The following is a 25276-nucleotide window of genomic DNA, read 5'->3' as shown; positions in this document are numbered from 1 at the left end:
CCATGGTGTCACGCCTCCGCCGCCGAGCCAGCAGCGGAGGCGTGGGCCCGGAGTCGGGGCAGGGCGGCGGGGTCAGGTGGGCTGCGGTGGCTCCGGCGGGGTGCCCGGCCGGAGGGTCGACGTCGGGCCACCAGACGACGGGAACAGCATCGCCCGCAACTCAGCCAGGTCCGGGCAGCTCACCACCTGCCCGGTCCCGTCGAGTCGTCGGAGCACCCGCTCGACCACGGCGGCATCCGCGCTCACGCAGACCACGAGCGGAACCTCGTCACCGGACGCACCGCCGTCACTCGCGCCAACCTCGATATCCACCTCTAGATAGTGACGCATACCGATTGATGTGATTGGTCCGCCGAGCCCAGGGTGACACTGAAATTACTTCTCGTCACCGACGTCCCCGGAAGATCGACCGGGGCCGGTCACCCATGACGGGTGACCGGCCCCGGTCGATCAGAGCGGTGGGTCAGGCGACGGTGACGGCAACCTCGTTGACGCCCCGACCGGCGGTGACGGCGGTGTCGCCGTTGCCGTGCCGGGACAGCGCCCGCAGCGTCCAGGAGCCCGGCGCGGCGAAGAACCGGAACTGGCCGGCGGTCGAGGTCACCACCTCGGCGGTGAACTCACCGGTCGAGTCGAGCAGTCGGACGTACGCGCCCGGCACCGGCTCGTCCTCGGCCGAGCGGACGATCCCGGTGATGACGGTTTCCTTCTCCAGGTCCAGGCTGGCCGGCAGCGGCGCGGCCTGGTCGGGTGCCGCGCAACCCGCAGCGGTGGGAAGCGTCATGATCAGGCCTCCCCGGGTTCGTCACCGAGGGCAACCGGCACGCCGACCAGCGAGCCGTACTCGGTCCAGGAACCGTCGTAGTTCTTGACGTTGCGGTGGCCGAGCAACTCCTGCAGCACGAACCAGGTGTGCGAGGAGCGCTCGCCGATGCGGCAGTAGGCGATCGTCTCCTTGCCGTCGTCGAGCCCCGCGTCGCCGTAGATCTTGCGCAGCTCGTCGTCGGACCGGAAGGTGCCGTCCTCGTTGGCCGCCTTGGACCACGGGACGCTTATCGCGGTGGGGATGTGACCGGCCCGCTGCGCCTGCTCCTGCGGCAGGTGTGCGGGGGCGAGCAGCCGGCCGGCGAACTCGTCGGGGCTGCGCACGTCGACCAGGTTCTTGGTGCCGATCGCGGCCACGACCTCGTCGCGGAAGGCCCGGATGGAGGTGTCCGGCTCGCTCGCGACGTACTGCGTCGCCGGGCGGGTCACCGAGTCGGTGACCAGCGGGCGGGCGTCCAGCTCCCACTTCTTGCGGCCGCCGTCGAGCAGCTTCACGTCGCCGTGGCCGTAGAGCTTGAAGTACCAGTAGGCGTACGCGGCGAACCAGTTGTTGTTGCCGCCGTAGAGGATCACGGTGTCGTCGTTGCTGATGCCCCGCTCGGAGAGCAGCGCCTCGAACTGGGACTTGTTGACGAAGTCCCGGCGGACCTGGTCCTGCAGGTCGGTCTTCCAGTCAATCTTGATGGCGCCGGCGATGTGGCCGGTCTCGTAGGCCGAGGTGTCCTCGTCGACCTCGACGAAGACGACGCCCGGGGCGTCGAGGTTCTTCTCGGCCCACTCGGCCGAAACGAGTGCGGTGTCGCGACTCATCGAATCACTCCCTGGTGAGGATGGATGGTGAGCCAACGCGCGAGTATCGATGGTTTCAACTGTCGCACCACGCGCGGGACCCAGCGGAAGGACGGATCACGGGTTCGTGCGACGGCGCCGCTGCCGGGCGTTCGGTGGGAAACCGGAGGGTGCGAGAACCCTGTGCCGGTGGCCGCCGTCAGGCGGCCGGAGACAGCCCCGCCGTCAGATGACGGGGCGACACAGGCAGGTGGCCACGCGGCACAGGTCGACCGCGCGCCGTTTGGTGAGGTGGGTCCCCATGGGCAGGGAGCCTACCAGCCAGTGACCGTGCTGCCACTCAGCCGACCACCATCCGGGATCGACCGAATGGTGGACGACACCGCTGACCGGGGAGTCAGCCAACGGAATTGATCGGCACGTTCTTCGCGTCGACGGTGACCGCCAAGCCTTCCGGCAGTGGTCGAACCTCGCGCACGGTGAGCTGGAACGGCAGGTCAGGCAGGGGTACGTCGACCGAGATGCCCTTGGCGTAGTTGTTCAGCAGAGCGCGGGCCAGCGGCAGGTTCGGCAGACCGGCAGCGTCCAGGTCGTTGAAGCGCAGGGCGACAGCGCCGTTGTCGGCGACGGTGACGTCGGCGGTGCCGGCGACGGTCAGCTTCTGACCGAGGATGTCCACGGGCGCGGTGACGGCGAGCTTGCCGTTCTGCTCGCCGAGCTTGAGCCCCGGGCGCTTCAGCAGGGCGGCGAGGCTGTCGTAGCTGATCGTGCCGGCGCCGTTGACGGTGTCCGCGACGATGTCCCCCTGACCGGAGCGCAGGGTGTCCAGCGAGGCCCGTACGTTGCGGGCGGTCACATCCAGCACCGGCAGCTGCACGGCGTCACCTTCGACCGAGGCCCGCACGTCCCGCAGATTGATGGTGATCCGCTGATAGCGGCCGTCGAGCACCTGGGTAAGGAACGGAGTGCCGGCCACCTCCACGTCGGGCCTGGCGGCCTGGGCACCCTGCTTGGCGATCTCCTGACCGACCCGGTCGGCGATGGTGCGCTCGGCCACCCCGACCGCCACCCGGTCGGCAACCACCAGCAGCCCGCCCACCACCAGGAGCAGGACGATCAGGCCGACGAGCAGTTTGCGGCCGCGCCGTCGGGGACGTGCTCCGTCCGCCGGATAGTCCTCCGCCACGCCGCCTCCCGTCTTCGTCCGCCGCGTCGCGACGGATCGTCCACACCGGTGCCGCAGCGCGGCGCACCCGTAGGTACCCGACCGGCGCCGGGCTCAACCGTGACTCAGAGGAAGAGCATGCACATGGCGTACGCGGCCGGCGCCGCCAGGGCGAAGCCACCGAGCGGACCCTGCATGTGCCGGGCCACCCACATCGTGGGCGGCTCTCCGGCCATCAGCCGGCCCGCTTCCGCGTACCCCACCGCGAGGTCGGCGAGCACGGCGGTGACCGCCGCGACCAGGCCGATCACGGCGGCCCGGGTCGGCGTGAAGGGAGCCACCAGGTAGCTGCCCAGAAGCGCGCTGGTCAGCGTGCCGACCATCGCGCCGGCCACCACACCGGCGGCGCCGCGGGGCACCTGCGGGGCCAGCCGGGGCCACGGCAGTACGGCGTCGGTGAGCCGGGCGACAGTCAGCGCGACGCCACTCGCCGTCAGGCAGACGGTGATCGCCTGGGTGCCGGCCGGGATCCGGCTGAGCACGATCAGGGTGCCGAAGGCCACCACCCCGACCACGATCAGCAGCGTCGCGCCGAGGGAGTCGGTGACGCGGACCCGGTCGACCCGACGGACCAACTGGCCGAGCACCGCGGCGACGAACCCGCCGACGGCCAGGTAGCCCAGTGGGGCCAGCCCGGCGATGTCGCTCTGCACCGCGGCGACGTCGGCGAGTGCCGCGACTCCGGCGCTGATCCCGGCGACCACCAGCAGCGCGGGCGGCCGCATGGCCATCGTCCAGGCGAGCACGAAGAGCAACTGGACGCCGAAGATGATGAAGGCGAACGGCAGCCGGTGGCCGGGGCCGGACGTCTGCGCGCCGAGCACCAGGCCGACGCCGAGCAGCGCGGCGAAGCCGGCGATGGTCAACGCGAGCTGGCGGTGCACCTCGACCGGGGGTACGACCTCCTCCTCCGGCTCGTCGACCTCGTCTTCGGATTTGCGGGCCGGCTCCCCGGAGCGACGGGCCCGGCGAGGCCCACCCCGTTCGCGGCGATCGCCATCGGTGGTGGCCGGACCGGTACGCGGCGCGCGGGTCGCCGCGGCGGCCGGGCCCGCATGGGGCTCGGCGGGCCACGATTCGCGGCCGGCCTCGGGCGAGGTGGAGGGAAACACGACCCGATCGTGCCAGACCGACCGCCGGAGGCGGTGGTCCCGGGTTTCGGCAACGTTAAAAACTGCGCCACGATCAGGGGCAAGGTAGACAAACAGGAAATGGCCTGGGGGCGCGGCCGGAGCGATCCGCTACGCTCAACCTCGTTACCCGCCCGTCAGCGACGCCGGGGCCACGCAATTTCTCAGCACACTCCGCCATGGGTGTGACTGGTCGCGTGCGGCCGAGCGCCGCCGGGACGGAGGTGATCGTGGAGATCCTGTTGCTGGTGACCGCGCGCGCAGGCGAACCGTCGGCTGTGCTGCCGGCACTCGACCTGCTGCCGCACTCGGTCCGCACCGCGCCACGCGACGTACGCACCCTGGTCGCGGGCCCCAGCCCGGACGCGGTGCTGGTGGACGCCCGGTCGGAGTTGAGCGAGGCCCGAGCGACGTGCCGGATGCTGCACGCCACCGGGCTCGGCGTGCCGCTGGTCGCTGTGGTGACCGAGGCCGGTCTGATCGCACTCAACGCCGACTGGGGCGTCGACGACGTCATCCTCGCCTCGGCCGGGCCGGCCGAGGTCGAGGCACGGCTGCGGCTGGCGGTGGGCCGGCTCAGCAACACGACCGCTGGTGCGGGTGGCTCGATCCGGGCCGGCGAGCTGAACATCGACCCGGACACCTACGCGGCCAAGCTCAAGGGCCGCCCACTCGACCTCACCTACAAGGAGTTCGAGCTGCTGAAGTTCCTGGCCCAGCACCCGGGCCGGGTGTTCACCCGGGACCAGCTCCTGCGGGAGGTCTGGGGCTACGACTACTTCGGTGGCACCCGCACTGTCGACGTGCACGTCCGGCGACTGCGCGCCAAGCTCGGCTCGGAGTACGAGTCGATGATCGGCACGGTCCGCCAGGTCGGCTACAAGTTCGTCGTGCCGCCGTCGCGTTCGCTGCCCGAGGCGGAGCACGCGCCCCTGCCCGTCTGACCCGCGCCCCTGCCCGTCCGACCCGAAAGTCGCGCCACCAAATTCCCGTATGCCCTTTTTGCGCAGCTTGGCGGTTTTATTCTGACTGCCGGGTTTGCCGGAGAAGGGGGCGACGGTGCGCGCAGTCAGCACGGGGGCGACGGGTCGGCCTGGCCGGCAAGCGGGGCGGAAGCCGTGATGCGGGGCGGTTCGACAGCGAGAGCGACGGGGATCGTGACGCTGGTGCTGGCGGCGCTGCTCGGTTCGGCGTATGCGCTGGGCCGCAGTCTCGTCCTTGATCCGGCCCCTCGGCACCCCACCAACGTCACCACCAACGCCGACGGGCCGCACTACGCCGACCAGCCCAGCGACGGCGACCCGGACAGCGCGCCGCACCCCGGCGGCAGCACGGGCCCGGCCGAGGCCGGCCAGGACGGTTCCGGCCGCGACGCCGGCGGTGACAAGCTGTTCGGCGCGCACGAGACCACCGGGTCCCCCCGGCTCGCGCTGACCTTCGACGACGGGCCGGACCCCCGGTACACCCCGCAGGTCCTCGCCACGCTGCGCGAGTTCGACGTGCGAGCCACGTTCTGCGTCGTCGGGGAGAACGCCCAGAACCATCCCGACCTGATCCAGGCAATCGTCGACGAGGGTCACACCCTGTGCAACCACTCGTGGCACCACGACGTCGGCCTGGGCGCCCGCTCGGCCGACGCGATCCGCGCCGACCTGCTGCGCACCAACGACGCGATCCGGGCGGCAGTGCCGAACGCACCCATCGTCTGGTACCGCCAACCCGGCGGCGCCTGGACGTACCCGGTGGTGTCGGTGGCGCGGCAACTCGGCATGACCCCGCTGCACTGGTCGGTCGACCCGTCGGACTGGGACCTGCCCGGTGCCAGCAAGATCACCGCAACGGTGGTGACCCAGGCCGCGCCGGGCTCGGTGGTGCTGCTGCACGACGCCGGTGGCGACCGGCAGGGCACGGTGGACGCCCTGCGCCGGATCCTGCCCGACCTGACCGCGCGTTTCGAACTGGAGGCACTACCCACCGATCCGACCTGAACCGCAGCCTTTGCGCGGCGACGGTCCGGGCGGCACGACACGCAACGGATACGGTGACGGGATGAGCAGCGCGGAGCCGACCAGCGACCAGGTGACCCGGACCGACCGACTGGCACCTGGGGAGATCGCCGACGTGCTGGCCCTGGCCAGCACCGCGGCCGACACCGACGGCGCGAACCCGCTCGACGAGCACGTCCTGCTCCGACTGCGCGACCCGGACGCCCCGGCGCTGCACCTGATCGCCCGTGCCGACGACGGCACCCTGACCGGGTACGCGCACCTGGACACCACCGATCCGGTCGGCGGAATCGGCGTCGAACTGGTGGTGCACCCCGCGTACCGGCGGCGGGGCACCGGGCGCGCGTTGGCCCGGGGCGTACTCGCGTCGGCCACCGGGCCGTTGCGGGCGTGGGCGCACGGCGACCACCCCTCGGCTGCGGCGCTCGGCGTCGACCTCGGCTTCACCCGGGCACGGGTGCTGTGGCAACTGCGCCGTTCCCTGGCCGCCCCGCTCGGCGAGCCGCGTCTGCCCGACGGGGTGGCGCTGCGCGCGTTCCGGCCCGGGGCGGACGACGCGGCGTGGCTGACTCTCAACGCGCGTGCCTTCGCCGAGCACCCCGAGCAGGGCCGCTGGACCTCGGACGACCTGCGGGTCCGGCTGGCCGAACCGTGGTTCGACCCGGACGGCTTCCTGCTCGCCGAGGAGACCGGGACCGGTCGGCTGCTCGGTTTCCACTGGACCAAGGTGCACGAGCGGCCGGGCACGGCCCGGATCGGCGAGGTGTACGTGCTGGGGGTGGAGCCGACCGCGCACGGTGGCGGGTTGGGCCGGGCGCTGACCACCGCCGGGCTGGCGTACCTGCGGGACAGGCGTGGCCTGGACCGGGTGATGCTCTACGTGGACGAGTCGAACACCGGAGCCGTCGCGCTCTACGAGCGGATGGGCTTCGCCCGCTGGTCCGCGCACATCAACTACCACCTGGGCTGACTGTCGAGCTGGGTCACCGGCGAGTAACGGCCGGGCGTCGGCGACATAACAGCGAACCGGAAATATGACCATACTTCCGACAGGTGTACCCGGGTTCACTTAGCGGACAACTCACCCTCAGCGAGCGGTCACCTCGACGGCCGTACGTGTTCACCTTGCGTTCACTTGCGACCGGCGAACCGGCTACCTGGCACTTCTAACTTTCGTGTCAGCCGGTCACTGCCGGTCCTCGGGCCCCGGGATCGGGGTGCCAAGTCAGACGCGAAGGGAAACCCCTCAGGTGAAGCTCCAGCGGTACGGCGCTATTGCCGGCCTCGCTCTTGCCGCGACGCTCGGTCTCAGCGCATGCGGCTCGGACAACAACGAGCCCGCCTCCGGCGCGAGCGCTTCGGGCTCGGCCGCCGCGGTCGACTGCGCTACCGGCACGCTGAACGCCCAGGGCTCGTCGGCGCAGAAGAACGCCATGGCCGAATGGATCAAGGCGTACCAGCAGAAGTGCCAGGGCACGACGATCAACTACGAGCCGACCGGCTCGGGCGCGGGCATCCAGGCGTTCATCGCCGGGACCGCCGACTTCGCCGGCTCCGACTCCGCCCTCAAGCCGGAGGAGCAGCCGCAGGCCGACGCCAAGTGCGTCGGTGGCAAGGCCATCCACCTGCCGATGGTGATCGGCCCGGTGGCTGTCGCCTACAACGTCAGCGGCGTGGACAACCTCCAGCTCAAGCCGGCCACCCTGGCGAAGATCTTCGCCGGCAAGGTGACCAAGTGGGACGACGCGGCGATCAAGGCCGACAACCCGAGCGCCACGCTCCCGTCGACCACCATCCAGACCGTCCACCGCTCGGACGAGTCGGGCACCACCGACAACTTCACCAACTACCTCTCCAAGACCGCCGAGGCGGACTGGACCCTCGGCAAGGCCAAGGCGTGGAAGGCCCCGGGCGGCACCGGCGCCAAGGGCTCCGACGGCGTGGCCAGCTCGGTCAAGGGCGCCGACGGCTCCATCGGTTACATGGAGTGGTCGTTCGCCGAGAACGCCGGCCTGAAGATGGCCAAGATCGGTAACGGTGCCGGCGAGTTCGCCGCGCTGACCGCCGAGGCGGCTGGTAAGACCATCGCCGGTGCCGCGATCGAGGGCCAGGGCGACGACCTCAAGCTGAAGATCGACTACAACACCAAGGAGGCCGGGGCCTACCCGATCGTCCTGGCGACGTACGAGATCGTCTGCAGCAAGGGCCTCGCGGCCGACAAGCTCGCGCTGGTCAAGGGTCTGCTGGGCTACGCCGCCAGCGCCGAGGGCCAGAACTCGCTGACCGACCTGGGCTACGCCCCGCTGCCGGAGACGGTCCGCACCAAGGTCGAGACCGCGGTCAAGAACCTCTCCTGACCCGAACCCACCACCTCCGCAACCGAATCGAGCGAGCAGATGGGTGAAACCCCTCACCGCTCGGCCGACGCCGGCACCGGCGGGACGCGCGTGACCCAGAGTCACGAGTGGCCCGCCGGTGCCTCGGCGCGTGTGGCCGAGGCACCAGTCAGCACCCGTTCCCCGGGCGGCGCCGGGCTGGGCGGCGGCGGCGCGCTGCCGCGCAGCCGTAAGTTCGGCGCCGAGCGGGCCTTCCGCGGTCTCACAATGGCCGCCGGCACCGCGGTTCTGGTCATCATCGCCGCCATCGCGATCTTCCTGATCGCCAAGGCGGTGCCGGCCCTGCGCGCCAACACCGAGAACTTCTGGACTTACGAGGGCTGGTCCCCCAACGAGACAGAGCCGAAGTTCGGCATCGGCACCCTTGCCTTCGGCACCGTGCTCAGCGCGGCGCTGGCGCTGCTGATGGCGGTGCCGGTGGCGCTGGGCATCGCGCTCTACCTCTCGCACTACGCACCCCGCCGGTTGGGCACCGCGCTCGGCTTCCTGATCGACCTGCTCGCCGCCGTACCGAGTGTGGTCTTCGGCCTCTGGGGGCGGGACATCTTCATCAACCCGGTCCGCGACTTCTCGGTCTGGCTGAACGAGTACTTCGGCTGGATCCCGATCTTCGGCGGTGACGGGCCTTTCGGTAAGTCGATCATGCTGGGTGCCCTGGTGCTCGCCATCATGGTGCTGCCGATCATCACCTCGCTCTCCCGCGAGGTGTTCCTCCAGACGCCGACCGCCAACGAGGAGGCCGCCCTCGCCCTGGGCGCCACCCGGTGGGAGATGCTCCGCACCGCGGTCCTCCCCTACGGCCGCCCCGGCATCATCGCCGCGGTGATGCTCGGCCTCGGTCGGGCCCTGGGCGAGACCATCGCCCTGGCCCTGACCCTCGGCATCACCTTCGGCATCTCGTTCAACCTGATCCAGAACGGCGGCAACACCATCGCCGCCAACATTGCCAACGCGTTCGGCGAGGCGAACGAGACCGGCCGGGGCGCGCTCATCGCCTCCGGCCTGGTGCTGTTCACCATCACGCTGATCGTCAACATCACGGCGCGGGCGATCATCTACCGCCGCCGGGAGTTCACGGAGTCGGCCGCATGACCACAACCGTCACCTCCCACCGCACCCGCCCGCCGGCCCAGCCCGAGTCGCTGCGGGCGAAGCGGCTGCCCGCGTACGCCGCTCCGGTCATCGCCGTGGCGGCCCTGGCGCTCTCCGCCGCGATCGTCTACGGCACCGACATCGGCGGCCCGGTCCTCGTGGTCGCCCTCGCCGCGATCCTCTACCTGGTCGGACTCTTCGCCGCGGCCAACGCGGTCGAGGGGCGCCGGTCGGCTCGTAACCGCACCTGGAGCGCGCTGATCCACTCCGCGTTCGTGCTAGCGGTGCTGCCGCTGGTGTCCGTGGTCTGGACGCTGGTCAGCAAGGGTGCCGACCGGCTGGACGTCAACTTCTTCCAGACCTCGATGAACAACATCGGGGCCCGCGACGCCAACGGTGGCGCGTACCACGCCATCGTCGGCACGCTGGAGCAGGTCGGCATCGCCACCCTGATCACCGTGCCGCTCGGCGTCCTCTGCGCGATCTACATCGTCGAGTACGGCCGCGGTAAGTTCGCCTTCGCGATCCGGTTCTTCGTGGACGTGATGACGGGCATCCCGTCGATCGTCTCCGGCCTGTTCGTGTTGGCGTTCTGGGTGTTGGTCGTGTCCCCGTGGTTCAACGACGGCCGACCGAGCTTCTCCGGCTTCGCCGCCGCGCTCGCGCTCAGCGTGCTCATGCTGCCGACCATCGTCCGGTCCACCGAGGAGATGCTCCGCCTCGTCCCGGCGCCACTGCGCGAGGGCGCCTACGCGCTCGGCGTTCCCAAGTGGAAGACCATCCTGCGGGTGGTGGTGCCGACGGCGCTGCCCGGCATCATCACCGGCGTCATGCTGGCCATCGCCCGCGCGGCCGGCGAGACCGCGCCGGTCCTGCTGGTCGCCGGGGGCGGCGCCGCGATCAACACCAACCCATTCGAGAACAACCAGTCGTCGCTGTCCCTCTTCGTCTACCAGCAGGCCGGTGACGCGTCGAAGTACGCACCGGCACGGGCGTGGACCGCGGCACTCACCCTGGTCGCCCTCGTGCTCATCCTGACGATCGCGGCGAAGCTGCTGGCCCGTCGCAACAGGCTCAGCCGATGAACCCCGGAGGTACCACCATGGCCAAGCGCGTCTCCGCCTCGAACGTCACCGCGTACTACGGGGGCTTCAAGGCGATCGAGAACATCAACCTGACGGTCGAGCCGAAGACGGTCACCGCCCTCATCGGGCCGTCCGGTTGCGGCAAGTCGACGTTCCTGCGGTCCATCAACCGGATGCACGAGGTGCTGCCGGGGGCCCGCGTCGAGGGCAGCCTGACCATCGACGACCAGGACATCTACCACCGGGACGTCGACGTCACAGCGGTCCGCCGCACGATCGGCATGGTCTTCCAGCGGCCGAACCCGTTCCCCACCATGAGCATCTTCGAGAACGTGGTGGCCGGGCTGAAGCTCAACGGGGTACGCAAGAAGTCGATCCTGGACGAGGCCGCCGAGAAGGCGCTGCGCTCGGCGAACCTCTGGGACGAGGTCAAGGACCGGCTGGGCAAGCCCGGCGCGGGTCTCTCCGGCGGTCAGCAGCAGCGACTGTGCATCGCCCGGACCATCGCGGTCGAGCCGCAGGTCGTTCTGATGGATGAGCCGTGCTCGGCGCTGGACCCGATCTCCACGCTGGCGATCGAGGACCTGATGTTCCAGCTCAAGGACAAGTTCACGATCATCATCGTGACGCACAACATGCAGCAGGCCGCGCGGGTCTCGGACCGGACCGCCTTCTTCTCCATCGAGAAGACCGGCGACCCGGGCCGCCTGATCGAGTACGACAACACCCAGAAGATCTTCAGCAACCCGAGCGTGAAGAAGACCGAGGACTACATCACCGGCCGCTTCGGCTGAGCCGACCCGACGGCACTCGTCGATCATGGAGTTGTGGTGCCCGACCAGAGCGCGAAGGGCGCTTTTGCCCCCACCACAACTCCATGATCGACGGGATGGGGCGGGGCCGCTCAGCTGAGGACGAAGCGGGGTTCGCCGTTCGGGGGTAGGTCCAGGCGTGGGGTGACCGGGGTGGCGGCATCCCGATCGGCCGCCGCCCGGGCCACTCCGGCCAGGTCGCCGGCCGCCGCCACCTGGGCCAGCGTGACCAGGGTCGGTGGCAGCATGGTCAGCTCGCCGGCCTTCGCGCGGGCCAACGCGTCCGCCGGCCGGATCCACAGGGTGTGGTCGGCCTCGCCGGAGACGTCGCGGGTCCGTTGGCCGGCCGGCAGCAGGGCGACGAAGAAGTACGTGTCGAAGCGGCGCGGCTCGAACTCCGGGGTGATCCACCGGCTCCACGGCAGCAGCAGGTCCGACCGGAGGGTGAGCTGACGGTCGGCGAGCAGGGCGGCAAAGCCCAGCCGGCGAGCCTCCAGGTCCTGGCGGGCCGCCTCCCAGTCGTCGCCACTGACGTCGCCCACCACTGTCGCCGGGTCCGGGCCGGCGAGCAGCACGCCCGCCTCCTCGAAGACCTCCCGCGCGGCGGCGCAGACGACCGCCTGGGCCGCGCCCGGGGCCACCCCGAGCCGCCCGGCCCACTCGTCTGGCGTGGGCCCGGCCCAGTCCAGGTGTGTCTCGGAATCGGAGCGGTCCACCCCGCCACCGGGGAAGGCGTACATGCCCCCGAAGGTCATGGCGGCGACCCGGCGGATGACGTACACCTCGAAGTCGGCGTCGGTCGGACGCAGCAGCAGCACGGTGGCCGCGACCCGGGGCACCGCCGGGGTGCCGCCCTCGGCCTGGAACCGGCGGGCGTGCTCGACCAGGGCGGCCGGGGCGGCGAAGCCGTCACTGTCGATCGTCATGCCGCGAGCCTAGTTCCCCCGGTCGGGCTCCCTGGCCCGGCCGATGCGCCGGTCCAGGGAGCCGCACCGGTCCAGACGTCCTTTGCTCTGCATATGCGGGCGCACCACCTCCGGCCGTGACGTGGTGCATCGGCATAAGCAGAGCAAAGGACGTAGGTGAGGTGGGCGGGGGCGGGCGGGACGGCGAGGCGACCGGGCCTCACCGCGATGTCCGACAGCTGAGCCGGCGGCGAACAGTTCACCCAGCTCGGTTAGCGTTCCGGCATGACTCGTTGGGGCATCCTGGCCACCGGCCACATCGCCAGCCGTTTCGCCGAAGACCTCCGGCTGGTGCCGGACGCCGAGCTGGTCGCGGTTGGTTCCCGTTCCGTGGAGAGCGCGCGGCGTTTCGCCGACACGTACGGCGCGAAGCGCGCGCACGGCTCCTGGGTGGAGCTGGCCGCCGACCCGGAGGTGGACGCGATCTACGTGGCGACCCCGCACTCCGCGCACTACGAGGCGGCGATGACCTGCCTGACCGCCGGGCGGGCGGTGCTGTTGGAGAAGCCGTTCACCCTCGACCTGGCGACCAGCACCGAGTTGGTGGACACCGCCCGCGCCGCCGGGGTCTTCCTGATGGAAGCCATGTGGATGCGGACGAACCCGCTGATCCTGCGGATGGTCGAGCTGGTCGCGGACGGGGCGATCGGCACGGTGAGCGGTGTCCGCGCCGACTTCGGGGTGGCCGGGCCGTTCCCGCCGGACCACCGGATGCGCAACGCGGCACTCGGCGGGGGCGCCCTGCTGGACCTGGGCATCTACCCGATCAGTCTGGCCCACCTGCTGCTCGGGGTGCCGCAGCACATCCGGTCCTGGGCGCAGATCGGCCCGGAGGGCACTGACGAGAACACCGGCATGCTGTTCGGCTACGACACCGGCGCGCTGGCGACGCTGAGCTGCGGCATGGTCGGGGCGACCAACCTGTCCGCCTCGATCACCGGCAGCGCGGGCCGGATCGACCTGCCGGAGCCGTTCTTCCGGCCGGGTTCCCTCACTGTGCACCGGGACGGCGCCGAGCCGGAGACGATCACCGCGGACACGGCGGGCAACGGCTACCAGTACGAGGCGATCGAGGTGCAGCGCTGCCTGGCCGCCGGTCTGACCGAGAGCCCGCTGGTGCCGCACACCACCACCCTGGAGGTGATGGCACTGCTCGACGCGGTGCGCGAGCAGATCGGCGTGCGCTACGAGTGAGGAAAGGAGGCCCCCGGCCGGAGCCGGGGGCCTCCTTCTCGACGGGAACGGTCAGCCGAAGAGCGGCCGGACCAGCAGGTAGGTGACGCAGGCGATCAGCGCGGCGGCCGGGAACGTGATGATCCAGGCGATCACGATGTTGCCGGCGACGTTCCAGCGGACCGCTGACAGCCGCTTGGTCGCGCCCACACCCATGATCGCCGAGGTGATCGTGTGGGTGGTGGAGATGGGCGCCTTGAGCACCAGAGCGTTGAAGTAGAGCACCGCGCTGGCCACCGTCTCGGCCGCGAAGCCCTCCGGCGGCCCGAGGTCGATGATCTTCCGGCCCAGCGTGCGGATGATCCGCCAACCACCGGCGTACGTGCCCAGGGCCAGCATCGTCGCCGATGTCCAGAACACCCAGCCCGGGATGTGCGTCTTGCTCTCCTGGAAACCACCGGTGTACAGCGCCAGCACCACGATGCCCATGGTCTTGGCGGCGTCCTGCATGCCGTGGCCGACGGACATGGCGGCCGCCGAGGCGGTCTGCGCCCACCGGAAGCCCCGGTTGAGCTTGCCCGGCTGCCCCTTCCGGAACAGCCACAGGATGGCGAGCATCAGGAGGTAACCGAGGGTGAGACCGACGATCGGCGAGAGCACCATCGGCAGCAGCACCTTCTCGCCGATGTTGACCCACTGCACGATGCCGCCGGTGGACAGCAGGGTCGCGCCGACCAGACCGCCGAAGAGCGCGTGCGAGGACGACGAGGGCAGACCGAAGTACCAGGTGATCAGGTTCCAGGCGATGGCGCCGAGCACCCCGGCGAAGACCACCCCCAGGCTGCTCACCCCGGTGGGCAGGGTGACCAGGCCGTCGCCGACGGTCTTGGCGACTCCGGCGCCGAAGTGGGCGCCGATGAAGTTGCCGACCGCGGCGAGCCCGAGGGCGATCCGAGGTGTCAGCGCCCGCGTGGAGACGCTTGTCGCGATCGCGTTGGCGGCGTCGTGGAAGCCGTTGGTGTAGTCGAACGCCAGGGCTACCCCGATCACCGCCAGCACGGCGATGAGTTCGGGTGTCACGGTCACAGGATCAGGACTCCTTGACCGCGATGGTCTCGACGGTGTTGGCCACGTGCTCGAAGGCGTCGCAGGCGGCCTCCAACTCGTCGGCGACCTCCTTCATCTTCAGCACCGTCAGCGCGTCGTACTCACCAGAGAAGAGTCGGACGAGCAACTGCCGGTTGATCCGGTCGCCCTCGTTCTCCAGGCGGTTGCACTCGATCCAGTAGTCCTCGAGGTCCTTCATCGACTTCAGCCGGGGCATCGCCTCGGCGGTCAACTTGGCCTGCTGGTCGAGCACGTTGACCATCTCGTGCAGTTCGCGGGGCAGCGCCGGCAGCTCGGTCAGCCCATACAGGTAGAGCAGGTCGCCGACCGCTTCCAGGTGGTCCATCACGTCGTCCAGCAGCGAGCCGAGCCGGTAGATGTCCTCCCGGTCGAACGGGGTGATGAAGGTCGAGTTGATCTTCTTGTACAGGTCGTGGGTGATCTGGTCGCTGTCGTGCTCGACCTCGGTCAGCCGCTCGCTGACCGACTGCACGTCCACGCCGGGCAGGGCCAGCTCGTTGAGCAGCGCGGTGCCCCGGACCAGGTTCTGCGCGGCCCTGGTGAAGAGCTCGTAGAAGGCGCCCTCGGTGGGGCGGAAGGAAAACTTCACAGCACAGACCTCGTCGCGTCGGTGGAAGGGTGGCGGCGCCCGAAGAGCGACCGCTCGGTGAATGCTAGGAAACGGCTGAACCGCGAATTCGCCGGCCCACCCCTGGCCAGGCCTCATTCACCGCTCGTTTACCTACTGTTCATCTCGGCTGTCCCACGCGTACCCGGTCCCCCAGCACACAGCCGTTCCCGCTCCTCGTCCACGTCGAAATCGGCAGCCGGATACCCCAGGTCGAGAGTGTCGAACGTCTCACGGAGCAGGTGGGCCACCGCCCAGTCCCTGTACCACTTGCGGTCCGCCGGCACCACGAACCAGGGCGCGGCGTCCGTCCCACACCGACTGAGGGCCTCGGCGTACGCGGCCTGGTAGTCGTCCCAGTGCCCTCGGGAGTCGATGTCGGACGGGTTGTACTTCCAGTGCTTACGCGGGTCGGTGAGGCGTTCCAGCAGGCGCTTGCCCTGCTCCTCGTACGAGATGTGCAACATGACCTTCACCAGGGTCATTCCACCCTCGGCAAGCTCCCGTTCGAACGAGTTGATCGCGTCGTAGCGGGCCCGCCAGGTCGCCTCCGGCACCAGCGACCCGACCCGGGCGATCAACACGTCCTCGTAGTGCGAACGGTTGAACATCCCCACGTACCCCGGCGGAGGCAGCTCGCGACGGATCCGCCAGAGGAAGTCGTGCCGCAACTCCTGGCGGGTCGGCGGCCCGAACGAGCGGATGTGCAGACCCAGCGGGTTCATCGCACCGGCCACCCGCTTGATCGTGCCGTCCTTGCCACCGCAGTCCATCGCCTGGAGCACCAGCAGCACCCGATGCGCCGGCCGCTCCGACCCGGTCTTGGCCATCGCGAAGAGCATCTCCTGCTGCTGGGCCAGCTCACCGCCGACCAGCTCCACCTGCTCTCGCGCCCAGGCCTTGCGGCGCTCGCCGCGCCCCGCCGTCTCCGGAAGGCCGGGCGTGGAACGGGGGTCGATGGCACCGAGGTCCACCGGCGCGGTGACCCGCAGCAACTCCCGCACGGAGCCGCCAGAGGGTGCCACGATCTGCCGTTGCTGGGGTGCGCTCATCCACGGATCATCGCCCACCCGCAGGCCATCCGCCCGCCAAGGGACCCTCCCCGGGACGGCCGCCCGACCGTCCGGGGCTGCCGGTACCTGCGGTTGCCGCGAGGATGTACGCCAGGACGGTGCCGACCGGGAGGATGGTGGGTCGTGCGGGACCTGGCGACGGAGTTCGAGGCCGAACGGGGTCGGCTGCTCGCGGTGGCCCACCGGATGCTGGGCAGCCGCGCCGAGGCGGAGGACGCGGTGCAGGAGACCTGGCTGCGCTGCGCCGCTGCGCTCGCCGACCCGAGCGCCCGCGCCGAGATCCGTGAACTGTCCGCGTGGCTGACCACCACCTGCGCCCGGATCTGTCTGGACGTGCTCCGCTCGGCCCGGGTCCGTCGGGAGGCGTACCCCGGTCAGTGGCTTCCGGAGCCGGTGGTGAGCCCGTTGGGCGGCGGACCGTCCTCGGACGGGTACGCACCCGACCCGGCGGACCGGGCGGTCCGCACCGAGCAGGTCGGTGCGGCGTTGCTGGTGGTGCTGGAGCGACTCGCACCGGAGCAGCGGGTCGCTCTCGTGCTGCACGACGTGTTCGCGGTGCCGTTCGCCCGGGTCGCCGAGGTGCTCGGCACCACCGAGGTGTCGGCCCGACAGCTCGCCTCCCGGGCACGCCGGGCGGTCACCGCGCCGGACGTCCCCCGGCACACCGCCGGCCTGGCCGAGCAGCGTCGGGTGCTCCAAGCGTTCGTCGTCGCGACCGAGTCCGGCGAGTTGGACCAGTTGCTCAGGGTGCTCGCCCCGGACGTGGTGTTCGTCGGCGACTCCGGCGGGCACTTCCCGGCGGCACGGCGGCCGGTGCTCGGCGCGGACGCCGTCGGCCGTCTCACGCTCGGTCTGTTCGGCCGGACCGGCCGGTACGCCCAACGCGTCCGGTCCCGGCCGGTGCTGGTCGACGGCGTACTCGGCCTCCAGATGGAGACGACGCACAGCGACGGCCGGCCCATCCGCCTGGTCACCGCGTTCGCGGTGCACGAGGGGCGGATCACCGCCATCTACAACCAGCTCAATCCGGAGAAGCTCGCCGCTCTGGTGCCGTTGGGCGACGACGACACCTGGCCGCCGCGCTGGTGAACCGACCCCGCCGTGGGCGGTGTCAGACCACGAGAGCCAACCACTTGCGGTACGCGCCGGCGAACGGCTCGGTGCCGTCGCCGAGGGCCCCGAACAGCCGCTGGGCGGCTGCCTCGGCCTCGGCCACCACGTCGTCCGGGTAACCGAACCGGGCCCGGTGCTCGGCGAACTCGTCCTCGTCGAGCAACTCCACCAGACCGGTGGCCCGACGCCGCACCACGTCCAGGTCCAGGTCGATGAGGTTCACGGTGTCGTCGGATTCCCAGCGGGCCGGGGTGGTGATGTCGCAGTAGACCTCGCTGGTGCGCGGTGGGGGGTTGAACATGGCCGTCCACCAGGCGCGATGGGGCACCAGCAACACGAACGGGATCTTCTCCACCGAAGGCCGGCCGTGGTAGACCGACTCGGTGCCCTCGGGCACGCCGAGCCAGACGCCGAGATCGTCCTCGGTGAGCCGGCGGGCCGGGTAGTCGCGGTGGGCGCTGCCGTCGTACTTGCGGTAGATCACTCGGACCATGTCGCTCGGCATGATTCGCACCCTAACCGATACTGCCCACGCGTCGTAGCGCGGCGGTAACCGGACGGCGCGGACCGACGTGGACCCGGCCGGCCGGCTCCGCGCCACGCGGCGGATGGGCGCAGCCGGTGTCGGCGGCGACGGGTACCGTCGCACGGTGACTCCGCCCCGCACCGCCACCGGTTCCGCCACCCCGTCGGCCCGTGCCAAGGGCCGGCGGCGGGGTGCCCGACCCAGCGGCACGGAGCTGCTGGCGGCGGCGGTCGGCGCGGTGCCCGGCGGCGCGGAACGTCCCGGGCAGCTGCAGATGACCACGGCGATCGAGGAGTGCGTGGCCGGCGGCGAGCACCTTCTCGTGCAGGCGGGCACCGGCACCGGCAAGTCGCTGGCCTACCTCGCACCGGCGCTGACCGTGGACGGCCCGGTGGTGGTCTCCACCGCCACTCTGGCGTTGCAGTCCCAGCTCGTCGACCACGACCTGCCCCGACTGGCCGACGCGGTCGAGCCGGTGCTCGGGCGTCGCCCCACCTTCGCGGTGCTCAAGGGCCGGCACCACTACCTGTGCCTCGCCCGACTCGACAACTCCACCGAGGAGGAGCCGGAGGACACCCTCTTCGACGCCCCTGCGGCTCGCCCCGGCGGCGGGACGAAGTGGCTCGGCGAGGCGGGCCGGCTGGGCAAGCAGATCGAGCGGCTACGCGACTGGGCCGAGAAGACCGCCACCGGCGACCGCGACGAGCTGGACCCGGGCGTGGACGACCAGGCCTGGCGGCTGGTGTCGATGCCCGCCCGGGAGTGCGTCGGTGCGAGCCGCTGCCCGTTCGGGCAGGAGTGCTTCGCCGAGGCGTCACGGGCCCGGGCCCGTGAGGCGGACATCGTGGTGACCAACCACAGCCTGCTCGCTGTCGACATGCTCGCCGACCGGCACATCGTTCCGCCGCACAAGCTGCTCATCGTCGACGAGGCGCACGAGCTGGCCGACCGGGTCTCCTCCGCGGCCCAGGCGGAGCTGGTGCCGGAGCTGATCGACCGCACCACCCGCCGGGCTCGCACACTGCTGCGGCCGGAGACCGCCGAAGCGCTCACCGCGGCCGGCGACGCCCTCGCGGTGGGGCTGGCCGAGGCACCGGCCGGGCGCATCACCGCCGGGCTGCCCACACCCTTGCGGGAGGCGTGCACGCTGCTCGACGCGGCGACCCGCTCCGCCCTGGACGCCATCGGCGACATCAAGTCCGACGACCCCGACCCGGTCCGCAAGCAGCAGGCCAAGGCCGCGCTGGACGAACTCTCCACCACCGCGCAGCGGCTGCTGGAGGAGGGCGACCACGATGTGGCCTGGGTCGAGAAGAACGACAGCGGCAGCCGCCGGGCCCTGGTGGTCGCGCCGCTGTCGGTGGCCGGCACCCTCGCCACCCACCTGTACGACGAGCGCACCGTCGTCGCCACCTCGGCGACCCTGGCGCTGGGCGGCCGGTTCGACACGGTGGCCCGCGCCCTCGGGCTGGACGCTCCCCCACCCGCGCCGCCGTCCCCCGCGTCGGCCGCGCTGGCTGCCCGCACCGGCCCGGGTCGTCCGGTGGCCGAGACACCGGGCCGTCGACTGGCCGGAGACGTGCCCCCCAGTGCCGTCGTACCGGCCACCGAGGGCCCCGGATGGCGGTCACTCGACGTCGGCTCGCCGTTCGACTACGCCCGGCAGGGCATCCTGTACGTCGCCGCGCACCTGCCCCGCCCCAGCGTCTCCGGGCTGCCCGAGGCTGCCGGAGAGGAGTTGCTCGGGCTGGTCGGAGCACTCGGTGGTCGTACCCTCGGGCTCTTCTCCTCCCGGCGGGCCGCGCAGCAGGCCGCGGAGCTGCTGCGGGCGCGGACCGACCTGCCTGTGCTGTTGCAGGGCGAGGAGGCCCTGCCGTTGCTGGTCCGCCGGTTCCGTGAGGAGCGCGCCAGCTGCCTGTTCGGTGTGATGTCGCTGTGGCAGGGCGTGGACGTGCCGGGTGATGCGTGTCAGCTCGTCGTCATCGACCGGCTGCCCTTCCCGCGCCCGGACGAGCCGCTGGCGGCGGCCCGCGCAGCTGCCGTGGACGCGGGCGGCGGCTCCGGCTTCGCCGCGGTCAGCGTGCCGATCGCTGCGGTGCGGCTGGCTCAGGGTGTGGGCCGGCTGATCCGCGCGACCGGCGACAAGGGCGTGGTCGCGGTGCTCGACTCCCGGTTGGAGACGGCTCGCGGTTACGGGCCGTTCCTGCGGCGGTCGCTGCCCCCGTTCTGGTATACGACGCGCCCTGAGGTGGCTCGCGGCGCCCTGGAACGCCTCGCCGGCACGCCCTAGGGGGCCTGGGCGGCGACGACCACGGCGTCTGGTGGGGTGTCCGGGACCCTTCGGGCGGCGAGCCGACGGACGGCGGTGTTCAGCACTGCGATGAGCGGCACGGAGACCAGCGCGCCGGTGATGCCGGCGAGTACGACACCCGCGGCGATACCGATGATCACCGCGAGCGGGTGGAGGGCGACCGCCCGTCCCATGATCAGCGGCTGGAGCACGTGCCCCTCGATCTGCTGCACACCGATCACCGCACCCAGGATGATCAACGCGGTGACCGGGCCGCTGTCGACGAGTGCGACGAGCACCGCGACGCCGCCGGACAGCGCCGCACCGACGATCGGGATGAACGCGCCGAGGAAGACCAGCGCGGCCAGCGGGAAGGCGAACGGGATGTCGAAGATGACCAGGAAGATGCCGATGCCGACCGCGTCGATGAAAGCGACCAGGACGGTCGCGCGGACGTAGGCGACAAGCGTCTGCCAGGAGGCCCGGCCCGCGTCGTCGACCTTCCACCGGGCGGCCACCGGCAGCAGCCGGACCAGGAAGCGCCAGATCCGGTTGCCGTCGCGCAGGAAGAAGAACGTCGCGAAGAGCACGAGCAGCGTGCCGGTCAGCACCTCGGCCAGCGTCGCCGCGGTGCTCAGGGCGCCGCTGGTGAACTTCGAGGTGTTGTTGTTGATCCAGCCCTGCGCCTCGTCGATGTAGCGGTCGAGCTGGGTGTCGGAGAGGTGCAACGGGCCCGTCTTCAGCCAGTTCTGGATCTGCCGGACGCCCTCCGAGGACTTCTCGCTCAGCTCCGGTACGCCGCGAATGAACTCGTTGACCACGAGGGTCAGCGTGCCGATCACCGCGGCCAGGCCGCCGACCAGCACCACCGCCGTCGCCAGCGACCGGGGGAACCGGGCCCGCAGCAGCCAGCCCACCGCCGGCGCGAGCAGCGCGGAGAGCAGCAGCGCGATGGCCAACGGAATGATCACGATCTTGATCGTGCCGACGATCCGGAGCAGGGCCCAGGCCACCACACCGATCACGATCAGGCGCCAGCACCACGCGGCAGCGATCCGTAGCCCGTGCGGGACGTCCGCGTCATCCCGGCTGGAGGTCGAACTGTGCAGGTCCACAGGAGGTTCAGCCCCGTAGACCGAGGCATTCGGCGGCGCGGTCGGCCCCGGTACGGCCGGGGACGCCACCCGGGCGCCCGCCGACACCTCGCTCAACTCGTCGCTCGATGTGCCCTCGTCGGCGCGCGCCGACTCCTGTCGTGACTGGTAGGCGCGGCGAAGCCGCCCGCGTACCCGCTCGAAGCGGCTCAAGCGCACCTCCTGGCAGAAGAGACCGGTCCACCCACGGCGACAGGTCGGACAGCATACGTCCGTTGCCGACACCGTAGGGCAGTTCCGCCACACAGTGCCCCCGCCGCCACCGGCGTAACCACCGGCGGCGCGCCGTCGGCCACACGGTAGCGTCTGCGGCGTGACCGCCGACAACGATCTCGACGCCGGCCTGCCGATCCGTCTGCTGCACGACCGGGTGCTGGTGCGGATGGAGGGCAGCGAAGGCGAACGTCGCTCCACCGCCGGCATCGTCATCCCGGCGACCGCCGCGGTCGGCAAACGCCTCGCCTGGGCCACCGCCGTGGGAGTGGGCCCGAACGTGCGGGCCATCGTCTCCGGCGACCGGGTGCTCTTCGACCCGGACGACCGTTCCGAGGTCGAGCTGCACGGCCGCGGGTACGTGCTGCTGCGCGAGCGCGACGTGCACGCCGTGGCCGCCGAGCGGATCGAGAACGACCCGACCGGCCTCTACCTCTGACCCACCCTCCCCCTGCCGCGCACCGTTTGCCCGGCCGCACGACGGGAAGCCATCCGGCGACCGTGGCCCTGGGGAGGGACGATGCCGGTATTCGTGAAGAAGCTGCTGACCTGGGGCAGCGTCGCGTTCCTGATCTACTTCATGGCCTTCCGGCCGGACGGTGCCGCCCAGATGTTCCGGGCGATCGGAGCCGCGTTGATCGCGATGTTCCAGGGGTTCGGTGACTTCCTCACCTCGCTGATGACCTGAGCCGCCAGCGGAGGCCAGCGGCCGTCAGTGGTGGCCCGGGTGCCACGGCGCGGGCGGGCGCAGGCCGGGCCAGCCGGGTGGGGCGTACCCGACCGGGGGCGGTGCGGGGGCCAACACCACCGGAATCGGCACCACCGGCTCGTCCGGCGCGTCCACCGGGCGCTGGGTGCCGTCCGGGAAGCGCAGGTGGTAGCGGCTGCCGTCCCAGAGCCCGGCCGGGGCCTGCGGATCCCGACCGACGAAGACCGACCGGTACGCGCTGATCGCGTCCAGCAGCTCCCGCTCCTCCCGTGCGGTCCGTTCCTGGTCGGCGGCCTTCCGGTCCAGGCCGCGCAGGGTGCCGTCGCGCAGCAGGGCCAGGCGGGTGGCGGCGGACTGGTAACCGCGCATCGCCCGGACCCCGGCGTCACCGGCCACCCGCCGCGCCCAACTGCGGGCCGCGTGCCGTCGCCCCAGGCTGCTCAGCGCGGCCACCTCGGGCGGGCTCAGCCAGCCGGCGCGTACGTAGTCCGGCAGGACGCGCTCGGTGAGCCGCCCCTCCCAGGCGCGCAGCCACACCGCCAGTCCCACAGTGCCGAAGAAGACGGGCACCATCAGGCCCAGGAAGCCGTACAGCATGATCACGGCCTCGCCGGTGGCCTGGGTCAGCGTGGGCAGCAGGTTCCACGTGCCGTGCAACATCATCGCCAGCAGCAGGCCGGCGATCGGGGCGAGCACCCGCACCCGCCGGTCCGCCGTCCGTGCGGCGATGCCCAGGCCGAAACCCGTCATCGAGGTGAAGAGCGGATGGGCGAACCCGAACAGCAGGATCCGCAGGATGAAGATCGCGATGACCTGCTGGATGCCGGTGGCGGGGCCATACCTGTCGACACCGGACGCGTAGCCCAACCCGCCCAGGTAGAGGATGTTCTCCACCATGGCGAAACCGACCGCCGACAGCCCGCAGTAGACCAGGCCGTCGGTGATCCCGGACCACTCGCGGCGGCGGAACACCAGCAGCAGGATCGGGCCGAGCGCCTTCGTCGACTCCTCGATGAACGGCGCCACCAGCACTCCGGTGAGCGCGGACGGCAGACCCCAGTCGGCGAAGCGGTTGGCGGCGAAGTCGTTCACCGTCAGCGAGGCGGCGGTGGAGACGAACGCGCCCCAGGCGAAGCAGAAGATCAGGTATTTCAGCGGCTCGGGTTCGTACCGGTCCAGCCAGAGGAAACAGGCGACCAGCACCGGCACCGGCAGGATGGCGGCGGCCACCCCGATGAGCAGGGCCTGCGCGCCGAGCGACTGGCCGAGCGTGAAGACCATGAACACCGCGCAGGCGGCGATGAGCAGCACCACGCCGGCCAGCGCCAGGAACCGCCGCCAGCCCAGTCGGCGCCTCGGCATCCGGGGGGCCTCGCCGACGGACGGGGCCGTGGATGCGGGCGGCGACGGCAGGGGTGAACCGGGCGGGGTGTCGGCCATGCGGTCAGCGTAGCCATCCGCCGCCGGCTGGTCCGGTCGCATCGGTAGCCGCTATGCTGCCGGCAGGTCACGAGTGCCAGCGCGAAGCCCCGGCTTGCTGGCCGGCAACCCTCGTCGAGTTCGCGGTGGGGTGCCCCGGGTGATGACCGGGCCCAGCCCGATCGGTGTGCTGGGCAAGCGCGGACCCCGTCCCGACAGTGCACCCGGGGTCCCTGACCCCGGAGGTTCCGGCGTGCCCGTCACCCTTCTCCCCTCGCTGCCCACCCGCTTCGACGCCGCACCCGAGCCGATCGCGCCCGAGCCGGCCTCGTCGGGGCCGCTCGACGTCCTCGGCGTACCGGGCGAGATCAACCTGGACTACGCCGCCAGCGCGCCGTGCGCGCGGGCCGCCGCCGACGCGGTGGCCGAGCTGCTGCCCTGGTACGCGAGCGTGCACCGTGGGGCGGGAGCGTTGTCCCGACGCTGCACCCTCGCGTACGAGCAGGCCCGACAGACGGTCGGGGACTTCTTCGGCGCCCGAGCCGACGATCACGTGATCTTCACCCGCAACACGACCGATGCGCTCAACCTGCTGGCACGGGCCCTGCCGGCCGGCACGACGGTGGTCACCTTCGCCGGTGAACACCACGCCAACCTGCTGCCCTGGCCGCGCGGCTCGGTGCGGCTGCCGGTGCCCACCGACCCGGACGCTGCGGTACGCGACCTCGCCGCCGCCCTGACCGAACTGCGCCGGGGCAGCAACCCGGCGCTGCCGGTGCTGGTCGCGGTGACCGGTGCGAGCAACGTGACCGGGGAACTGTGGCCGGTCACCGAGCTGGCCCGGGTGGCCCACCGGCATGGCGCCCGGATCGTGCTGGACGCCGCGCAACTCGCCCCGCACGCCCCGGTCGACCTGCTCGCGTTGGACGTCGACTACCTGGCGGTGTCCGGCCACAAGCTGTACGCGCCGTTCGGTGCGGGTGTGCTGATCGGCCGGGCGGACTGGCTGGACGCCGCACCGCCGTACCTGGCCGGCGGCGGTGCCACCAGCCACGTCGGACCGGCGACCCACGACGTGAACTGGGCGACCGGGCCGGCACGGCACGAGGGCGGCACCCCGAACCTGCTCGGCGCGGTGGCGCTGGCGGCCGTGTGTACGGCGCTCGACGACGCCGACCGTGCCGCGCTGGCCGCCCACGAGCAGGCGCTGCTGACCCGACTGCGGACCGGCATCGCCGCTCTGCCGCACGTCGTGGAGCTGCGCACCTTCGGCCCGGACGCGCCCCGCGTCGGGATCGTCTCGTTCGTGGTCGTCGGCTGGGACTCCAGCGACGTGGCCGCTCGGTTGGCCGCCGAACACCACATCGGCGTACGGGACGGGTTGTTCTGCGCCCACCCGCTGGCGCGACGTCTGCTCAGCGAGGCGGCGGGGCGTACCGGCCGACGGGACCTGCCGCCCACGGCGCTGCGGGCCAGCATCGGCCTGGGCACCACCGAGGCGCAGCTGGACAAGCTGCTCGCCGCGCTCGCCGACCTGGGGTGAGGG

General features: G+C 71.4%; 25 protein-coding genes, 1 pseudogene and 1 riboswitch. Of the genes and pseudogenes, 13 read left to right on the top strand and 13 right to left on the bottom strand.

Annotation, left to right across the window (positions count from 1 at the left end; genetic code table 11):
- Window positions 1–84: 84 nt before the first annotated feature.
- The 6 genes and pseudogenes from FHU34_RS03875 to FHU34_RS03855 form a co-directional block, all read right to left on the bottom strand.
- Window positions 85–255: pseudogene (locus FHU34_RS03875) on the bottom strand (winged helix-turn-helix domain-containing protein); the annotation flags it as partial.
- 208 nt (window positions 256–463) lie between these two features.
- Window positions 464–784 carry a DUF1416 domain-containing protein gene (locus FHU34_RS03870; protein ID WP_088987414.1) on the bottom strand — a complete coding sequence of 107 codons (321 nt, stop codon included), beginning with the start codon at window positions 782–784 and terminating at the stop codon, window positions 464–466.
- Window positions 785–786: 2 nt separating this feature from the next.
- Window positions 787–1635, bottom strand: a complete 849-nt coding sequence (locus tag FHU34_RS03865; RefSeq protein WP_145778729.1) for a sulfurtransferase — start codon at window positions 1633–1635, stop codon at window positions 787–789.
- A 204-nt stretch (window positions 1636–1839) separates the two neighbouring features.
- Window positions 1840–1917, bottom strand: a complete 78-nt coding sequence (locus FHU34_RS34125; protein ID WP_310503780.1) for an Ms5788A family Cys-rich leader peptide — start codon at window positions 1915–1917, stop codon at window positions 1840–1842.
- A 94-nt stretch (window positions 1918–2011) separates the two neighbouring features.
- Entirely contained in the window at window positions 2012–2800 is a 789-nt protein-coding gene (locus FHU34_RS03860; protein WP_145778728.1) for an LmeA family phospholipid-binding protein, read from the bottom strand.
- 104 nt (window positions 2801–2904) lie between these two features.
- Window positions 2905–3951, bottom strand: a complete 1047-nt coding sequence (locus tag FHU34_RS03855; RefSeq protein WP_145778727.1) for a hypothetical protein — start codon at window positions 3949–3951, stop codon at window positions 2905–2907.
- A 242-nt stretch (window positions 3952–4193) separates the two neighbouring features.
- On the opposite strand from FHU34_RS03855, the gene FHU34_RS03850 reads away from it, so the two are divergent.
- The 7 genes from FHU34_RS03850 to pstB all read left to right on the top strand — a co-directional run bounded on the left by FHU34_RS03850 (window position 4194) and on the right by pstB (window position 11342).
- The gene (locus FHU34_RS03850; protein ID WP_208745119.1) at window positions 4194–4913 is read left to right on the top strand and encodes a winged helix-turn-helix transcriptional regulator; all 720 of its coding nucleotides are present in this window, start codon (window positions 4194–4196) and stop codon (window positions 4911–4913) included.
- Between the two features lie 177 nt (window positions 4914–5090).
- Complete coding sequence (locus FHU34_RS03845; protein WP_145778725.1) at window positions 5091–5957, top strand: polysaccharide deacetylase family protein; 867 nt, start codon at window positions 5091–5093, stop codon at window positions 5955–5957.
- Window positions 5958–6018: 61 nt separating this feature from the next.
- Window positions 6019–6945 carry a mycothiol synthase gene (gene mshD / locus FHU34_RS03840; RefSeq protein WP_145778724.1) on the top strand — a complete coding sequence of 309 codons (927 nt, stop codon included), beginning with the start codon at window positions 6019–6021 and terminating at the stop codon, window positions 6943–6945.
- Window positions 6946–7225: 280 nt separating this feature from the next.
- The gene (pstS, locus tag FHU34_RS03835) at window positions 7226–8332 is read left to right on the top strand and encodes a phosphate ABC transporter substrate-binding protein PstS (RefSeq protein WP_145778723.1); all 1107 of its coding nucleotides are present in this window, start codon (window positions 7226–7228) and stop codon (window positions 8330–8332) included.
- Between the two features lie 39 nt (window positions 8333–8371).
- Window positions 8372–9463: a phosphate ABC transporter permease subunit PstC gene (gene pstC, locus FHU34_RS03830; RefSeq protein ID WP_145778722.1), complete on the top strand. Its 1092-nt coding sequence runs from the start codon at window positions 8372–8374 to the stop codon at window positions 9461–9463.
- Window positions 9460–10548: a phosphate ABC transporter permease PstA gene (gene pstA / locus FHU34_RS03825; protein ID WP_145778721.1), complete on the top strand. Its 1089-nt coding sequence runs from the start codon at window positions 9460–9462 to the stop codon at window positions 10546–10548. Before pstC ends, pstA begins: the two co-directional genes overlap by 4 nt.
- A 17-nt stretch (window positions 10549–10565) precedes the next feature.
- Window positions 10566–11342: a phosphate ABC transporter ATP-binding protein PstB gene (gene pstB / locus FHU34_RS03820; RefSeq protein ID WP_088987405.1), complete on the top strand. Its 777-nt coding sequence runs from the start codon at window positions 10566–10568 to the stop codon at window positions 11340–11342.
- Between the two features lie 110 nt (window positions 11343–11452).
- Here the strand turns inward: pstB and FHU34_RS03815 are convergent, their stop codons facing one another.
- Window positions 11453–12286 (bottom strand): NUDIX hydrolase, encoded by an 834-nt coding sequence (locus tag FHU34_RS03815; protein WP_145778720.1) that lies wholly within the window; start codon window positions 12284–12286, stop codon window positions 11453–11455.
- A gap of 264 nt (window positions 12287–12550) precedes the next feature.
- Between FHU34_RS03815 and FHU34_RS03810 the strand changes: the two genes are divergently transcribed.
- Window positions 12551–13519 carry a Gfo/Idh/MocA family protein gene (locus FHU34_RS03810; RefSeq protein ID WP_145778719.1) on the top strand — a complete coding sequence of 323 codons (969 nt, stop codon included), beginning with the start codon at window positions 12551–12553 and terminating at the stop codon, window positions 13517–13519.
- A 51-nt stretch (window positions 13520–13570) separates the two neighbouring features.
- Here FHU34_RS03810 and FHU34_RS03805 read toward each other — a convergent pair whose 3' ends face one another.
- From FHU34_RS03805 to FHU34_RS03795, 3 genes are all read right to left on the bottom strand, one after another.
- Complete coding sequence (locus FHU34_RS03805) at window positions 13571–14578, bottom strand: inorganic phosphate transporter (RefSeq protein ID WP_145778718.1); 1008 nt, start codon at window positions 14576–14578, stop codon at window positions 13571–13573.
- A 10-nt stretch (window positions 14579–14588) separates the two neighbouring features.
- Window positions 14589–15215 (bottom strand): DUF47 domain-containing protein, encoded by a 627-nt coding sequence (locus tag FHU34_RS03800; RefSeq protein ID WP_145778717.1) that lies wholly within the window; start codon window positions 15213–15215, stop codon window positions 14589–14591.
- Between the two features lie 128 nt (window positions 15216–15343).
- Window positions 15344–16285 carry a PPK2 family polyphosphate kinase gene (locus tag FHU34_RS03795; RefSeq protein ID WP_145778716.1) on the bottom strand — a complete coding sequence of 314 codons (942 nt, stop codon included), beginning with the start codon at window positions 16283–16285 and terminating at the stop codon, window positions 15344–15346.
- A 144-nt stretch (window positions 16286–16429) separates the two neighbouring features.
- On the opposite strand from FHU34_RS03795, the gene sigJ reads away from it, so the two are divergent.
- A complete protein-coding gene (gene sigJ / locus FHU34_RS03790) occupies window positions 16430–17395 on the top strand; it encodes an RNA polymerase sigma factor SigJ (protein ID WP_145778715.1) in 966 nt (321 codons plus the stop codon).
- Between the two features lie 22 nt (window positions 17396–17417).
- Here sigJ and FHU34_RS03785 read toward each other — a convergent pair whose 3' ends face one another.
- A complete protein-coding gene (locus FHU34_RS03785) occupies window positions 17418–17924 on the bottom strand; it encodes a DUF402 domain-containing protein (protein WP_145778714.1) in 507 nt (168 codons plus the stop codon).
- Window positions 17925–18027: 103 nt separating this feature from the next.
- Between FHU34_RS03785 and FHU34_RS03780 the strand changes: the two genes are divergently transcribed.
- Window positions 18028–20235: an ATP-dependent DNA helicase gene (locus tag FHU34_RS03780; RefSeq protein WP_208744919.1), complete on the top strand. Its 2208-nt coding sequence runs from the start codon at window positions 18028–18030 to the stop codon at window positions 20233–20235.
- Here FHU34_RS03780 and FHU34_RS03775 read toward each other — a convergent pair.
- Window positions 20232–21542, bottom strand: a complete 1311-nt coding sequence (locus FHU34_RS03775) for an AI-2E family transporter (protein ID WP_244311542.1) — start codon at window positions 21540–21542, stop codon at window positions 20232–20234. The genes FHU34_RS03780 and FHU34_RS03775 overlap by 4 nt on opposite strands.
- Before the next feature lie 160 nt (window positions 21543–21702).
- Between FHU34_RS03775 and FHU34_RS03770 the strand changes: the two genes are divergently transcribed.
- Both FHU34_RS03770 and FHU34_RS32825 read left to right on the top strand, forming a co-directional pair.
- Window positions 21703–22041: a GroES family chaperonin gene (locus tag FHU34_RS03770; RefSeq protein WP_145778711.1), complete on the top strand. Its 339-nt coding sequence runs from the start codon at window positions 21703–21705 to the stop codon at window positions 22039–22041.
- 81 nt (window positions 22042–22122) lie between these two features.
- Complete coding sequence (locus FHU34_RS32825; RefSeq protein ID WP_167524757.1) at window positions 22123–22290, top strand: hypothetical protein; 168 nt, start codon at window positions 22123–22125, stop codon at window positions 22288–22290.
- A gap of 24 nt (window positions 22291–22314) precedes the next feature.
- Here the strand turns inward: FHU34_RS32825 and FHU34_RS03765 are convergent, their stop codons facing one another.
- Complete coding sequence (locus tag FHU34_RS03765; RefSeq protein WP_145778710.1) at window positions 22315–23793, bottom strand: PrsW family intramembrane metalloprotease; 1479 nt, start codon at window positions 23791–23793, stop codon at window positions 22315–22317.
- Window positions 23794–23816: 23 nt separating this feature from the next.
- A riboswitch (SAM riboswitch) is annotated at window positions 23817–23937 on the top strand.
- Window positions 23938–23983: 46 nt separating this feature from the next.
- Here FHU34_RS03765 and FHU34_RS03760 point away from each other — a divergent pair.
- The gene (locus FHU34_RS03760; RefSeq protein ID WP_145778709.1) at window positions 23984–25273 is read left to right on the top strand and encodes an aminotransferase class V-fold PLP-dependent enzyme; all 1290 of its coding nucleotides are present in this window, start codon (window positions 23984–23986) and stop codon (window positions 25271–25273) included.
- The last annotated feature ends 3 nt before the right edge of the window (window positions 25274–25276 follow it).

Source organism: Micromonospora taraxaci (assembly GCF_007830095.1).
Taxonomy (GTDB): Bacteria; Actinomycetota; Actinomycetes; order Mycobacteriales; family Micromonosporaceae; genus Micromonospora; species Micromonospora taraxaci.
This window is presented reverse-complemented; position numbering and strand designations above follow the sequence as displayed.